The organism is Fibrobacter sp. UWB4, from assembly GCF_002210345.1.
GTDB lineage: Bacteria > Fibrobacterota > Fibrobacteria > Fibrobacterales > Fibrobacteraceae > Fibrobacter.
In genome coordinates, this window is record NZ_MWQI01000001.1 from 787,338 (window position 1) to 802,933 (window position 15,596).

At 47.8% G+C, this 15,596-nt stretch carries 8 protein-coding genes; 2 read left to right on the forward strand and 6 right to left on the reverse strand.

Features of this window, described 5'->3' with window-relative positions; genetic code table 11:
• Nucleotides 1-33: 33 nt before the first annotated feature.
• From B7990_RS03360 to B7990_RS03370, 3 genes are all read right to left on the reverse strand, one after another.
• Nucleotides 34-486 carry a hypothetical protein gene (locus B7990_RS03360; protein WP_088639613.1) on the reverse strand — a complete coding sequence of 151 codons (453 nt, stop codon included), beginning with the start codon at nt 484-486 and terminating at the stop codon, nt 34-36.
• Between the two features lie 167 nt (nt 487-653).
• Nucleotides 654-2,177 carry a M23 family metallopeptidase gene (locus tag B7990_RS03365; RefSeq protein ID WP_088639614.1) on the reverse strand — a complete coding sequence of 508 codons (1,524 nt, stop codon included), beginning with the start codon at nt 2,175-2,177 and terminating at the stop codon, nt 654-656.
• Between the two features lie 3 nt (nt 2,178-2,180).
• A complete protein-coding gene (locus B7990_RS03370; protein WP_072828146.1) occupies nt 2,181-2,588 on the reverse strand; it encodes a hypothetical protein in 408 nt (135 codons plus the stop codon).
• Between the two features lie 408 nt (nt 2,589-2,996).
• On the opposite strand from B7990_RS03370, the gene B7990_RS03375 reads away from it, so the two are divergent.
• Nucleotides 2,997-9,410 (forward strand): Ig-like domain-containing protein, encoded by a 6,414-nt coding sequence (locus tag B7990_RS03375; protein ID WP_088639615.1) that lies wholly within the window; start codon nt 2,997-2,999, stop codon nt 9,408-9,410.
• Between the two features lie 137 nt (nt 9,411-9,547).
• On the opposite strand, the gene B7990_RS03380 is transcribed toward B7990_RS03375, so the two are convergent.
• Nucleotides 9,548-10,093 carry a DNA-deoxyinosine glycosylase gene (locus tag B7990_RS03380; RefSeq protein WP_088639616.1) on the reverse strand — a complete coding sequence of 182 codons (546 nt, stop codon included), beginning with the start codon at nt 10,091-10,093 and terminating at the stop codon, nt 9,548-9,550.
• A gap of 252 nt (nt 10,094-10,345) precedes the next feature.
• Between B7990_RS03380 and B7990_RS03385 the strand changes: the two genes are divergently transcribed.
• Complete coding sequence (locus B7990_RS03385) at nt 10,346-11,911, forward strand: peptide chain release factor 3 (RefSeq protein ID WP_088629577.1); 1,566 nt, start codon at nt 10,346-10,348, stop codon at nt 11,909-11,911.
• 178 nt (nt 11,912-12,089) lie between these two features.
• On the opposite strand, the gene B7990_RS14810 is transcribed toward B7990_RS03385, so the two are convergent.
• Both B7990_RS14810 and B7990_RS03400 read right to left on the reverse strand, forming a co-directional pair.
• Entirely contained in the window at nt 12,090-12,500 is a 411-nt protein-coding gene (locus tag B7990_RS14810; protein WP_097019790.1) for a helix-turn-helix transcriptional regulator, read from the reverse strand.
• Between the two features lie 466 nt (nt 12,501-12,966).
• Entirely contained in the window at nt 12,967-15,561 is a 2,595-nt protein-coding gene (locus B7990_RS03400) for an ATP-binding protein (protein ID WP_088639618.1), read from the reverse strand.
• Nucleotides 15,562-15,596 lie beyond the last annotated feature (35 nt).

A 15,596-nucleotide genomic window follows, 5' to 3' on the forward strand; every position in this document is an offset into this window, starting at 1 on the left:
GTGCCAATGTAGTCTTAACAAGAAAAACTTGAATTAGAACTGTTCAATCTGAGTGTTGAACTTGTACTTGTCCTTGTAGTAGGCAAGCATTTCGTTGCTGTTGGAGAACGCGCGGCGCAGCGGATCGCGGAGGGAAGGTTCTCTCTTGACTTTCTTCTGGATTTCAGGAACAACGTCCTTGAAGAAAAGTTCGTTGCTGGCTGCTGCAACATGGTTCTGGTTGAAATCCATGTGGTAACGGCGTTCAACCATCTGGAACAAATCGGACTGGCAGGAATTTTCTGGCGGCAAGTGGCTTGCGACAGGCATATAGCACTGCTTGATGTAGTCTTGCTTCATGCTTACGATGAGGCTATCAATGGCGGGAATGTTGTGTACCGAATCGTGATGATAAGCGAGTTCGGCTTTGGGGGTAACAACGCTGGAGCAACCGGTGAAAAGTGCTACTGCGATGATGAGGGATGCCCCAATGATGGATTTTTTCATGTCCTAATCCTTTTGTTTTGACATTGCTTTTTTTACTACATCAATCCCGTGTACCAAAGTTACTTAATTGTGGATTATTTTGCGATAGTATGGGTGTAAATTTGCTGTTACAAATGCCCGTTTTTTGCATATTTTTACGTTACGTGTGACGTAAAACACCTAAAATTCTATTTCGATGTTGGTTTGAACTTGTAAAACCACTTGATGGGGTCAATGACATCGTAACGGACATTGCCGACGCGTTTTTTCCCTTTCTTGCTGACAAGGCCTGTTACAATGTGCGCGTGGGGGCCTGTGGTGTGGCCTGTGGTGCCGACCGTTGCAATCGGGTCGCCCGGCATGACTTCCTGACCGTTCAAATAAAGGAGCTTGTCGCAGTGCATGAACAGGATAACGTCTTGCTTACGAACGAGCGCTATAATCACGCCACCGCGTTCATCGCGGCTTGTCCAGGCTTTTGCGCCAAACGGGGCCAGAATACGCGCACCTTGGCGGCTTGCGACGTCGATGCCGTTGTGCTTTCTCTGCGTGGCCGTTGCGTATTCGTGGTAAAATTCGGTTATATAGGATATGCTGTCCGAAATGACTGACGTCCAGTATTTCCATGCGGCGCCGATGGTGTCTGCCGAGGCTGGACGCTTTATGTCGTCTGGACGCGAAAAGCGGATTGTTGTTCCTTTGGGCGGAATGTTGAGGTTTCCCTTTTCCCAAGCGGTTACGCCAAAACCGTTATCTTCAAGCGTTTTTGCAACGTAGTTCTTGATCATCTTCTCGTTTGTGATGATGGCGTCAAATCGACCTATTGCGTAACGGGCGATGCGTTGCATGTTTTCAACGCCGTCGAAGGTGTATTCAAATGACGGGGCTACGGATAGCTGGTTTCTTTCCTGGATGCGGTCGCGGAGATTAGAATCGCTCCTGTCGATGTCTGTGACAAAGAGGAATGGTGCGACAATGACGGCTAAAAGCAGTAGCGGGAACAGGTTGCGAACGAGCCTCGGTACGCCGTCAAGCGGATTTTTGACGAGAATGGAAACCTTATGGAGCTTTTTGACGATTTTTGCGAATTCTTCGGGATTTTTTTGGAAATCGGCAGCGAGAGCTTCTTTGGTGGCGCAGGCGTTGCGGCGGATTGCTTTACGGGCTTTCGGGTATTTCCGCCTAGCGGGGAGTTCTTTTGAAAGCCATAGAATCTCGATTCCTTGGGATTCCTTGACATCCTCGATGAACGATGCTGCCGAGTTTGATGATTTCTCGGTGACATGCATGATCAGGATTCGGGCCATCGAGACCAGTGCTCCGACATTTTCAACTTGTTCTGTCGAAATGATTCCGATGACGTGGGGGGCAATCTTCTCGAGGTTCTTGAGATTGTGGTAGAGAGTTCTAAATTCGGTGTCCGATGAGGGAATGGCTTTTTTCCCTGAGAACATTATGTTTCCGTCGGTGGCGGAAATCTGTTCAATATCGTCGTGGGAAAGTCGCTTTTGAGAAAGATCTAAGGCCTGGAACGGCGCGTTTCCTGTGAACGGATGCTTGCCGGAAAAGTCAATTACAATAAAACGCGCACCGGCGTTAAGTGCCAGTGCGAATTTTTGCAAGGCTTCCGTGGGCAGCGCATCTTCGTCAGAGATGGCGAAAAGCGTTAGCCCGCCTTGATTGTAAAGGTTTTCCAGGACCTTTCTTTGCATGCCTTACTTGGCGGCACCGCGCGGATAGGAGTAGCCAGAAGGAGGAGCTGCGACGAACTTGTCGACCTGGAGGTAAAGTTCTTCAGCGGATGCGGCCGGGTTGAAGAAGATTTCCTGGTTTCTGTTCTGGCTGCGGCCCTTGATCGGCTCGTTGCGGCGGCCACGGCTGACGATGCCGAGCGGGAGCACTTCGAGGAGCGGCAAAAGGCCGAAGTAACGGAAAAGGCTGAAGTTCTTCTGCCAGGTGGTGCGTTCTGCCAAGATAGCAAAGGTTCCTTCGATGATAGACTTGCTCTGGAGGAGATCTTCAGAGGTCATCGTCACGAGTTCGTGATTGGTGGGGAAGTTATTCTGGAAGTTTACCATGTCGCCTTTGAGATAGTTGGCGTCGCAGAGAAATACGAATTTCATTGTTTTTCCTGATTTGTATTGGTTTATTTTAAAAAATAGTTTTTTTTGGAATGTTTTGTCACTTTTCGGAGCTGTTTAGAGACGGATAAGGCCGCTTTTTTATCCAATTTTACAAAAAATTTACAATAGATTGGGGCTATAACAGTTTTTTTTCACAGTAGGTGTTTTTTTGAAAGGAGGTCTTTAGGCGACTTTTTTTGCCTGCTTTCGTATAACTCGTTGATAGTCAAGGAATTATGCGATTTATGGAAAATTGTTGGACAAAAATATCTTTTTTTGCTATGAAAAAAGATGATAGACAATTGAAAAGATTTTAAGGAAAAGCGTTATATTTAAATACGTTTTAAGGACGTGTGATAAATTTCATAGGGAAATTTTGATTGCGTGTATGGTATTCGGAGAAATAAAATGAATAAACTGAAAAGGTCCATGACGACCTTGCTTGCTTCTGCTAGTGTGATTGCAACGTCATCGTTTGCGCAAAATCCTGCACCTGCGGCCCCGGCTCCACAAGATGCTCCCGCGCCTGCAGCTGCTCCTGTGAGCGAACCCGCCCCGGCTGTTGAACCTGCTCCGGCGAACGAACCCCCTCAAGTTGGCGGCATTCCAGGCGAATCCATCCTGGAAGGCGGAACTTTTTCGAAGATTAAACTCGACAATTTTGTATCTGACGATTCTGACCAGCCCTCGCAGATCCGTTGGAAGGTGAGCGGCAACAAGAATTTGAAGGTTTCGATTGCTCCCGACCATACTGTTGAAATTGCGACTCCGAATCCGCTTTGGAACGGTTCGGAAGACTTGACCTTTACGGCAACGGACTCCAAGGGCGCTTCTGCTTCTGAAACGGTGAACTTTACGGTTGAATCCGTGAATAACCCGCCAGTGGTTTCGCAGATCCCGAGCCAGGTCATTACGGAAGGCAAACAGTTTGCAAAGATCCGTCTGGACGACTTTGTGAACGACCCGGACCATAAGAAGGACCAGATCTCCTGGGATACGGAAGTTATCCCGGCTGGTGGTCCCCAGGCTGATGGCGACCTGTCCGTGACGATTGACGGAAACCGTGTAGCGACAGTCGTCGTCCCTGATGCTCATTGGTATGGCGCTGCCACAATCAAGTTTATTGCCAATGACCCGGATTACGGTAGCGACAACAAGACGGCCGCATTTACGGTTACTCCGGTGAATGACCCTCCGGCATTCACGAAGAAAATCCCGGACCAGGTTATTGATGAAAAGAACCAGTTCGACATGATATCCCTTGCGGACTATGTTACGGACCCGGATGACGATGTCATGAAGCTCAAGTGGTCGGTGACGGGTAACAAGGACTTGAAGATCGAAATCGATAATTACGGCTCTGCCATCGTGACCATCCCGAATGAATACTGGAACGGTCAGGAACGCGTGACGTTTACCGTGACGGACGCTGCCGGCGCTTCTGCAAAGCAGGACGTGCTCTTCAAGGTGAACTCCATTAACGATGCTCCTGAGTTTGTTCAGAACATTCCTGACCAGACGATTGACGAAAAGCAGGAATTTGCACCGATCCAGCTTGGACAGTACGTGAAGGATCCTGACCACCGCATCGAAATGCTGAAGTGGGCTGTCTCGGGTGCCAAGGACTTGAAAGTCTCTGTTTCTGGCGGCGTTGCTACGATTCGCATTCCGAACAAGCTTTGGAATGGCTCTGAATCCATCAAGTTCAAGGCTACGGACCCGGAAGGCGCTTCTGCAGATTGCGAAGCCATGTTTACGGTCAACTCCGTGAACGACTTGCCGAAGTTTATTCGCCCGATTCCGGCACAGAACATCAACGAAAAGCAGCAGTTCACAAAGATCAAGCTTGATGACTTCGTCAAGGACGAAGACCACAAGAATTCCGAACTTTCCTGGGATGTCGAAGTCAAGCACCAGGGCCCGATGCCGGAAATGGGTACGCTCAATGTGACGATTGATGACCAGCATGTCGCCACTGTTGAAATCCCGGACCCGAGCTGGAATGGCAACACGGTTGCTACATTCACCGTGACGGACCCGGAAGGCGGTTCTGCAAAGCAGGATGTCGCCCTTAACGTGCGCTCTGTGAACGATCCGCCGGTATTCAAGAAAATCCCGGACCAGGCTATCGAAGAAAAGAACGAATTTACTTCGTTTATTCTAGATGACTACCTGAGCGATGCTGACCATGACTTCTCCAAGCTCAAGGTTGAAGTGACGGGCAACAGGGATCTCAAGGTCAATATCGATAACAGATCCCATGAAGTTTCTGTGAAGATCCCGCACGACCAGTGGAATGGCACCGAAACGTTGATGTTTACGGCTACGGACCCGGAAGGCGCTCGTGCATCGACTTCTGCCAAGTTTACGGTCAAGGCGATCAACGACCCGCCGGTCATGAAGGACATTCGCGAACAGACCATCAAGGAAAAGGGCGAATTCCAGCCGATTGAACTTGATAATTTTGTTGAAGACCTTGACCATGCCAAGAATCGCCTCAAGTGGACGATTACGGGCAACAAGGAACTCAAGGTCGCTATGGATGCTGCCCATGTTGCACGTATCACTCCGCCGTCTCCGCAGTGGCACGGTGCCGAAGCTCTGACGTTCAAGGTTTGCGACCCGGATAACGCTTGCGATGAACGCACGGCGAACTTCACGGTGGAATCCGTGAACGACGTTCCGATGTTCGTGAAGCAGGTCATGCCGCAGACGATTCGCGAAAAGGGCCAGTTCCAGCCGATTAAGCTTGCTGATCTTGTGAAGGACTTGGATAACAAGCTTTCTGAACTCACGTTCTCTGTCTCTAGCAAGCCGGCTGCCGGTTCCAAGAAGAGAGATTCTGAACTCAAGGTCGAAATTGATGATCAGAAGGTTGCAAAGATTGTTATTCCGAACAAGTTCTGGAATGGCGCTGAAGAAATTACGTTTACGGTGACGGACCCGGAAGGTGCCAAGGCTTCTTCTTCTGCACTCTTCACTGTGGAATCCGTGAACGACCTCCCGGAAATCAAGCAGGTCGTAGACCAGACCATTCAGGAAAAGGGTGAATTCACTCCGTTCAACGTGTCTGAACTCGTGTCTGACCCGGATGACCGTTTTGAAAGCCTGAAGATTGACTTTACGGGCAATAAGGACCTCAAGGTCGATATGTCCAAGGCGGGCGTCGTGACCGTCAAGACCCCGAACAAGATGTGGAACGGTTCCGAAAAGGTGACGTTCACCGTGACGGACCCGTCTGGTGCTAAGGCCCGCACGACGGCAACATTTACCGTTGTCTCCGTGAACGACCCGCCGGTCATGAAGGAAATTGCAAGTCAGACTGTCAAGGAAAAGGAATCGTTCAAGCCGATTGAACTTGACAATTACGTTGAAGACCTTGACCATGCCAAGAATCGCCTCAAGTGGAAGATCGAAGGCAACAAGGATCTCCGCGTGACGATGGATGCAACGCATAAGGTGACCGTGACTCCGCCGAACGCAAGCTGGAACGGTTCTGAAAAGATCCGCTTCACGGTGACGGACCCGGATGGCGCCTCGGATAGCAAGGAAGTGACATTTACCGTGCTTTCTGTGAACGATGCTCCGGAATTTGTACGTGACCTCCGCGACCAGTCGATTGACGAAAAGAAGCAGTTCCAGCCGATCAAGCTTGCTGACTTCGTGAAGGATGCGGACCACAAGATTAGCGATCTCAAGTGGACGTTCAAGGTAAGCCCGATTAGCCAGGCTTCTTCCAAGAAGAAAGGCAAGAAGGATGACGAAGAACCGGCTGGTGAAATGCTCCGCGTGAACGTGGATGCAAACCAGGTGGCTAACATTGTCATCCCGAACAAGTACTGGCACGGCGCTGCAAACATCACGTTTACGGCAACGGACCCGGAAGGCGCTTCTGCAAGCAAGACGGCTCGCTTTGAAGTGCGCTCCGTGAACGATGCTCCGGTGATTGCTGCTAACGCTCCGACGGGCGAAACGATTCTCGAAGGTGGCCGTTTCAAGACGATCGACCTTTCGACTCTCGCCGAAGACCCGGATCATCCAGCATCTTCCTTGAAGTGGGAAGTTTCTGGCAATCGTGACCTCAAGGTGGATATCCGCAAGGACAACACCGTGATTATCTCTGTCCCGGACAAGCAGTGGAGCGGTAAGGAAAACCTCACGTTCTCCGTGACGGACCCGGAAGGCGCTTACGCTCGCCACAAGATGCTCTTTGAAGTGACACGTGTGAACGATCCTCCTACGTTCGTAAAGAGAATCCCGGACCAGAAGATCAAGGAAAAGGAAACCTTCAAGCAGATCAAGCTTGACGAATTCGTGAAGGACCCGGACAACAAGCCGAATGAACTCCGCTGGAGAATCACGGGTGCCAAGCAGCTCAAGGCTGAAATCTCTGCAAGCCGCGTACTTACGGTGACGGCTCCGAACAAGGATTTCTGGTGCACACCAGAACTGATGATGCTCGAAGTGAGCGACCCGGATGGTGCCAAGACTTCCCAGACGATTTCGTTTGAAATTGTGTCTGTGAACGATCCTCCGGTCTTGAGGGACATTCCGCCGCAGAAAATCCGTGAAAAGGGACAGTTCAAGGATATCGACTTGAGCAAGTTTGTGCGCGACCCGGATAACTCCATGGAACAGCTTTCCTGGGCTGTCAAGGTGCAAAAGCCGGAATCTGAACAGGCCAAGAAGAGCAAAAAGGGCAAGAAGGGTAAGAAGGATGACGACGACGAGGAAGAAGAAGTTGTCAAGGATGCCTTCAGTGTCGTGATCTATAAGGGTGGCCTCGCTCATATAAACATTGCCGACAAGTACTGGCATGGTGAACGCAATGTCGTGTTCACGGTGAAGGATCCGGATGGAGCAACGGACTCCAAGACTGTGAATTTTGCAGTGGAATCTGTGAATGACGCTCCGGTTATCAGACCGATTTTGGCCCAGACCATCAAGGAAAAGGAACACTTTGAACCGATTGACTTGACGAAGTTTGTATCTGACCCGGACCATCCGACAAGTTCCTTGAAATTTGAAATCGCTCCGACTCGCGCTCTCAAGGCGACAATCAATGCAAAGAAGCAGCTCGTGGTGACCACTCCGGACAAGTACTGGAACGGCTCTGAAAAGATCCGTCTCGACGTGACCGACCCGGAAGGCGCTAGGGCTTCTCAGCAGATTGACTTTGAAGTGACTCCTGTGAACGATCCTCCTGTGATTACGAAGGAAATCGGCAATCAGAAGATCAAGGAAAAAGAAAGATTTACTCCGGTTGATCTTGCAAAGATCGTGAATGACCCGGATAACAAGCCGAATGAGCTCAAGTGGACTGTTTCTGGCAACAAGGATCTCGTTGTCGATATCAAGAACGGCCGCGCCAGCGTGACGACTCCGAACCCGAACTGGTTTGGCAAGGAAACGCTTACGTTCACGGTGATGGATCCGGCTGGCGACAAGCAGTCTGCCAAGGCTACATTCGAAGTGATCCCGGTGAACGATCCTCCGAAGTTTAAGCCGATCCCGCCGCAGGTCATCGATGAAAAGAAGACCTTCCCGGCTATTGACTTGACCAAGTTTGTGACGGACCCGGACAACAGCGTCGATGAACTCAAGTGGTCTATCGATGGCGAAAATCCGTTTGCCGCTGCTCCTGCAAAGTCCAAGAAGAAGGACAAGAAAAAGGACAAGAAGAAAAAGAAGCATGTTGAAGAAGAGCCTGCTCCGAAGTTCGGAAAGCATGAACTCAAGTACAACATTAGCGACAAGGGTATCCTCACTGTTGAAATCCCGAACAAGTACTGGAATGGTAGTGAAACGGTGACGATCAACGTGTTTGACCCGAGCAAGGAAAAGGCTTCTACTGAAGTGCGCTTTACGGTGAAGTCCGTGAACGACGTTCCTGTGGTGAAGGAAATTCCGGGACAGACGACTCTCGAAGGCAAGGCGTTCAAGCCGATTAACTTGGATGACTTTGTTAGCGACCCGGACCATAAGAACAGCGAAATTCGTTGGAAGGTTACTGGCGCCAAGAATCTTGACGTGAGAATCAACGCTAATCGCGTTGCGGAAATCAAGCCGAGAAGAGACAACTGGTTCGGTGACGAAACGCTCGTCTTTACGGCTACGGACCCGGCTGGTGGTACGGATAAGTCTGTTGTGAAGTTCGTCGTGAAGCATGTGAATGCGGCTCCGGTGATGCGCGACATTCCTGACTATACCATCAGGGAAAATCAGAATGAAGGCGTGATTGCAACGATTAAGCTTGACCAGTACGCTCGCGATAAGGACCACAACTTCGACGATCTCAAGTGGAAGTTCACGGGTCAGAAGCAGTTGCAGGTGACCTACGACAAGGCCAAGAAGACTGTGATTGTGGCTCAGCCGTACTCTCATTGGAAGGGCAAGCCGGAACGCATCACGTTCACGGTTACAGACCCGGAAGGTGCAACGGCCCATAAGACAGCTACATTCACGGTGATTGCCGTGAACAATGCTCCTGAAACTAAGCCGCTTTCTTACCAGACTCGCGAAGGCGAAACGCTCAAGGTCCCGGCATATACAGGCCTCATGTCTGCCGCTAAGGACCCGGATGGCGATAGGCTCGAATCTGTGAAGACTGTGATGAAGCCGCGCAACGGTCGAATCGTCTTGAATGAAAAGAACGGTTCCTTTGAATACACCCCGAACAAGGGCTTCTCTGGAATTGATGAATTTACGTACAAGGTGTTTGACCCGTCTGGACTCGGTTCCAAGGTGACGAACGTGGAAATCAATGTCCAGTTCAAGCCGAAGGATGTCCGCGGCAATAGCGCGAACAAGAAAAAGAAATAAGTTTTTCCTTGTAAAATGAAGAGCGCCTCGTGGTTAAAACCGCGGGGCGTTTTTTGCATTTAGTAGGAAGTTAGAAGTAGGCGGTAGGAAGTGGTGTGTGGCTTTCTGCGGCGAGAATCGCCCCCCCCCTTGAACGGTCATCCTCGAGCGGAGCGAAGGGGACCCATAATTTCTCGGTATGCTTCCACGAGCTTCTCGAATTTGACGGCGCAGTTGGCGGGGGAGGTGGAGGGTAGTTTTACGGCCTTGATGCCGGTTGCTTTTTCGCAGTACTTTTCGTAGAGCTTGTGGGCGGTGGCGCCTGTGCAAAAGATGCGCTTGATTTTCGTTTGAGCGAGGAGCGAGGCGATGTCGTTGGGAACCACATCTTCAATGCTTGTGTCGCTTGCCCCGATGATGGTGCAACTGTCGAGAACGTCCCAAAGGGCGATGTGGTGCTTCAAAAGCATCGCTTTTTTCTCGTCGATGGTCGCAGGGAGAGGCTCGTTTAAGACGCTTGCGAGAACTTTCCAGAAACGGTTTTGCGGATGGCCGTAATAGAATCCCTGTTCGCGCGATTTGGGCGAGGGGATGGATCCGAGCAAAAGAACTTCCGAATTATCGTCGAAAAGTGCGGGAAACTCATGCGTGACGATCGTCCGCGTGTTCTTGGATGTTTTTGCGAGAGTCTTTTTTGTTGCCATAACTTCTAGAATGTAATTTAATTTTTTTATTTACTGGATTCTTCCACCTACGGTGTCAGAATGACGATGCTCAACGCTCACACCTCACACCTCCCTAACATTGAACTTACCACTTAAAATTGCTATATTTGCCCGCGTAAAATTAACATTCTTATGGATCCTTCGACTTCACTGCGTTTCCGCTCAGGATGACACAATTCTCATACCTCAGAGGGCGCCGAAGGCGAACGACCTCATACCCCATAGCTCAATATGAATCCAGAAATTGAAAAACGCCGCACTTTCGCTATTGTCAGCCACCCTGACGCCGGTAAAACCACCATCACCGAAAAGTTCCTGTGGTACGGGAATGTGATTCGCGAGGCTGGTCACGTGCGCGCGAAGGCCAACAAGAGCTACACTGTTAGTGACTGGATGAAGATTGAACAGCAGCGTGGTATTTCTGTTTCGAGTTCAGTGTTGAACTTCCCGTTCGAAGGTTGCATGTTCAACCTCGTCGATACCCCGGGGCATCAGGACTTCTGCGAAGACACGTACCGTGCGCTCACCGCCGTGGACGCCGCTCTCGTGCTTATCGATAGCGTGAACGGTGTTGAAAAGCAGACGATTCGCTTGATGAATGTCTGCCGTATGCGCCATACGCCGATTATCACGTTCATCAACAAGATGGACTTGGATGGCCGCCATGTGCTCGACTTGCTCGACCAGATTGAAAGCGTTTTGCAGATTAAGACCGCTCCGTTTACGCTCCCGATTGGCGTCGGTAAGCTTTTCAAGGGCGTCTATTCCATCGCCGAAAATACGTTCCACACGTTCAACCCGGATGATGGCAAGCAAGAAATTATCCAGATGGAAGGCCCGGACGATCCGCGTCTCGTTGAACTCTGCGGTGAAAACTGGGTCGCGCAATTCCGCGAAGAGTATGAAATGGTCACAGGCGGTATGGATCCGTTCGACCACGAAAAGTTCCTCAAGGGCGAAATGTGCCCGGTGTTCTTCGGTTCTGCAGTGAACAACTTCGGTGTGCGCCAGCTTTTGAACGCTTTTGCAAAACTCGCTCCGCCGCCGATGATCCGCGACACCGACAAGCGCCCGGTCAAGCCGGACGAAGACGCTTTCAGCGCATTCGTCTTCAAGATTCAGGCCAACATGGACCCGAAACACCGCGACCGCACTGCATTCCTCCGCATTTGCTCGGGTAGCTTTACCCGTGGCGAAAAGGTGTTCCACGTGCGTACGGGCCGCGACATCCGCTTGGCCGCTCCGACCGCTTTCCTCGCAAAGGACAAGGAAGTCATTGACCACGCCTGGGCAGGTGATATCGTGGGTATCAACGATCCGGGACTTTTCCGCATTGGCGATACGCTTACGGACGGCGAAAAGATGAACTTTACGGGTATCCCGGACTTTGCGCCGGAACACTTTGCCCGCGTGACGCTCTTGAATCCGCTCAAGTCTAAGCAGATGGCGAAGGGCCTTGCCGAACTTTCGGAAGAAGGTGCAACGCAGCTCTATGAACCGCTCAAGTCTGCTGTGCCTGTCGTGGGCGTTGTGGGTGAACTCCAGTTCGACGTGCTCAAATTCCGTTTGCAGAGCGAATACGGCGCCGATGTGCAGCTCGACCGTGTGCCCGCCCATTGCATCCGCTGGGTGAAAGGCCCCGAAGCTGACGTGGGCAAGTTCGCCGAAGAATATGCCGGCGACTGCATGATGGATAAGGAACGCAATCTTGTATGCCTCTTCCCGAATGAGTACCGCCTGAATCTTGCGCTCAAGAATTACGAACGCCTGAGCTTCGCCGAAACCTCTCAGGGGTAGTGGGGAAGTAGGAAGTAGACGGTAGGAAGTAGGAAGAGATCGTTTCTTGGTTATGCTTTTGTCATTCCCGCCGGAGCCTGTGCTGAGCGGAGTCGATGTAAGCGGGAATCACCTTTTTTAACGACAACTTTTAGTTAAGTCGTCGTTTTTTATTGGTGTAAAAAAAATTGCGACAGATTTAAGGCGAACGACTTTTATTTTCACGGAAAAACATCAAATAAGATGTCCCGAGCGCATCGGCTAACTTCTTTGACATGAGCATAGAAATGGGCCTGGCTCCTCGTTCAAGCGAATTATAATTTTGTTTTGCGAGACCAACTTTTTGTGCCAACTGCGCTTGCGTAAGTCCTGCGTTTATGCGCATTATTTTCAGCGTCTTGGCTGGATTTATATTTTTTTTCGCCTTCTTGTACCAATCCATTTCTTCCACTGGCTCGAGAACGTCATCGTCGTCTTCGATACGGACGGAATCGGGGAACAGCGCGTCCAAAAAGGCAATGACTGGTTTCGGAATATTCTTGCCCGAAACTTTGAAAGACACCGGTTCATCAGTGTTCTGCATAGGGGGCGCTTCCACGACTGCCTGCATAAGTAACCTCCACAGTTATTCCTTTTTCCGTTTCAACCCAACACGCCACCCATTTGTGGGATAGGTGACAATGATGAGTAGACGTTCCTGCCAATATTCCGTAATTTGGCCAATTTGTTCTGACGGGGCCGTTCATCCGTATGTCGTCAACAAGCAACGCCAGTTTTTCTTGTTGTTTTTGGGGCATTGCTGAAACAGCCCGAGAGACCCTTCTCGACATTAAAATATTGTACATAATAAATATATATTACTTTTTATTACTCGTCAACCTCCGTATTACAAAAATGGAACCGGTCACAATTTGCAACCTGGTTCCATCAACAATCTTATGGGCTTTTCTTCACTTCCTTCATCATCAACTCCTTTGCGTTACAAGTAAAAAAAACGCAAGATTACTACACCATTAAATATACATTCCCATTTTGTTAGAAAATGTCAAAAGTTGTTTGGTAAAGAAGGAAAATATTTAATTGGGCGCTTCTTTCGGTGACTTTGTTATGACATAATCACATGCTTCAATGATTTCTTTTCCAGAAATGGTTCCGACAACTTCCTTAATTGGTTGATCAATGGTGCTTTCTTTCGTTATGAGATTGACGTCTTCTTGCCAAACTTCCGCACATGCTTTTGCTATAATAGTTGATAGAATCATGGTTTCTTTGTAAATCGGAAAATAATCATGTCGATTAAAAGTTCTTAACATCCTAAAATTGCTAGATCTCAGAATATAGGGAATGAAAGAGACACTCCAGAATGTATTGTCACTATAAACAATATTGTGTTCTTCTAAAATGTCAGTCATTGTTTTTTGAAAAATAACATACTTGTTATAAGCTGTGGTATTGATTATTTGTTTTATATCGTTGTAATTGACTGGTTTGCCCTTATAGTATGCTACGTGTAAATTCTTTGTATTGGCACAAAAAGCATGTACTACAGATGCGATCTGGAAATCTGGATCATCTTTTTCCCAAGATAGGTCTTCAGATAATATTTCTACTTGCTCCTCAATCCATTTTTTGAAATCACTTTCAGAAATACATGGGTATGCTCTATATCTATTTGCTTCATGACAGGTTGCCGTTAAAACGCCCATATAACGCCTTGTATTACCGGCGGCTATCCCCCCAACAGTTAAGAATCCATCAACGTTTGCATCAAGACATCCTCTACCAAGGATGTCTCCTTTTTGATTTTTTACTAATCTTACCCTAGAACTGATTTCTTTTAAGTAAGCATCATTGATTTCTTTATCACCAAAGTGATAATATTTTCTTTTATTATTCGCGTGTATCCTTTTAAGAAAATCAAATGGATCCATTGTTTTCCAGTCATTTGCGCTTATAATCTTTTTTTTACTAGTCATGTTTGTTGTTAAGTATATATTACAATCCATGCATGAAAATAAACTTGCTATATAAGAATCTATAGGGACTTTTGTTTCTGCAAGTTCATCGCTTAATTTTGAAGGATCCTTTAGGTGTACGCGTATTTTTGTACCCCCGTTTTTTATATATTCATTTTGTTCAGCCCGTCTTAATAAAGGCCTTGATTTAGATCCTGCTGTAAATTCAAGAACCCTAGTGTCTTCACGATGTTCATCATATCTTCGTGTGGTTACAGTAACCTTGTCTCCTAACATAAAAACAGAGTAAAAGCCTATCCCAAAATGCCCTGTTGATTGAAAACCCGAATTTTCTAATCCAGGGAGTTCATCTCGCATTAAACTTGAATGCCAAAAAGAGGTCCCGAAATCAAGAAAAGGTCCTGCTAACACCTTTTCTGACATGCCAATTCCCGTGTCCTCAACTTCAATAAATGGTTCTTCTGAGCTTGTATCTATGGTAATGTTGATATCACCCCAAGATTCGTCCTCGTTATCCATTTTGCGACGTGCTCGAATTGCATCTGATGCGTTCTGAACCATTTCTCTTAAGGGAACGAGTTGGTTGTCGCCATATAGGGCTACACCACCTAACGATTGAACGAGGCTAGACACGTTTGTCACTTTCATTTGGATGTCAACAGGAGTCCATCCATCGACCTTAATATGTGTTGATAGAGCTTTCGGTGAATCAATATCTTTTACGCAATAGGCTCCTAAAGGTTCAATGTTTAATCTTGAAAATAGCAAGTCGACATCGCGGAGTTCTTGATTTATCATTTTAAGCGTGTCGTGACACAACCACCAACTATCTCGTTCGGATTTTGAGAAAGCTGAATTTGATATGTAAACTAATTGACCTTTTTGAACTGAGGGATTGTGCAATTTAGAATGAAAATTCCAATGAAGACGAGATTGATTGTTTAATTTTTGCGTAAACCATAAAATATAGGGCGTTCTGTCGGCCGTAATGTGAATGGCGTCGGCGATTCTAAGAATGCAAGCCAATTTTAATGGACTCAATTTCCATTGTGACGGAAATCCAGACGGAGAAATCTCTTCATTAAGAGTCTCTTTTTCGATTTCATCCATGGCTAAACCATGGCTTGCTGCAATTTCTCCAATAGTACTTCCAAAAGATTCTCTCAAATCAGGATTTTCAATAAGATACGCGTACTCTTTTTTAAATCCCTTTTCAGCTTCGAAACGGAACAAGGGTAATTCCTTTGCATTTAGGGTGTGCTGTTTCCGAATAGTTTCTTCATCAGCTTTTCGTTGGGCTTCATCTTGTGCGTGTGTTTCCCTAATGAAATATGCGTAGGTATCTTTCCACAAATCGGTCTCCCTTAATGAAGAGTAATCATTATAAATAGCGGGACTCATTCCTAAATCATGAAATAAAAAAGAACAGCCTAGAACATAAGCTTCAACAGGATTTATTTTAATTTCAGAATCTGTTAAAATGATGTCCGTCATTTGCCATAATGCGTCTGAATGCGATATATTATGTACGGTATATCCCGGAAATAAAGATGGTATTTTGCCAAGAAACTCTGCAATTCGCTCTCTTGTTTGGATAAAGGATGCTTGTAGTATATTGATTTTATCTTGGTTTGCATCATTAGTTAAACCAAGAGTTTCATTCCATAATTTTGATGTCTTATAGTCGTAATCCATGTAAGAACCTCTATGCAGGAGGATTTTTTTGATGG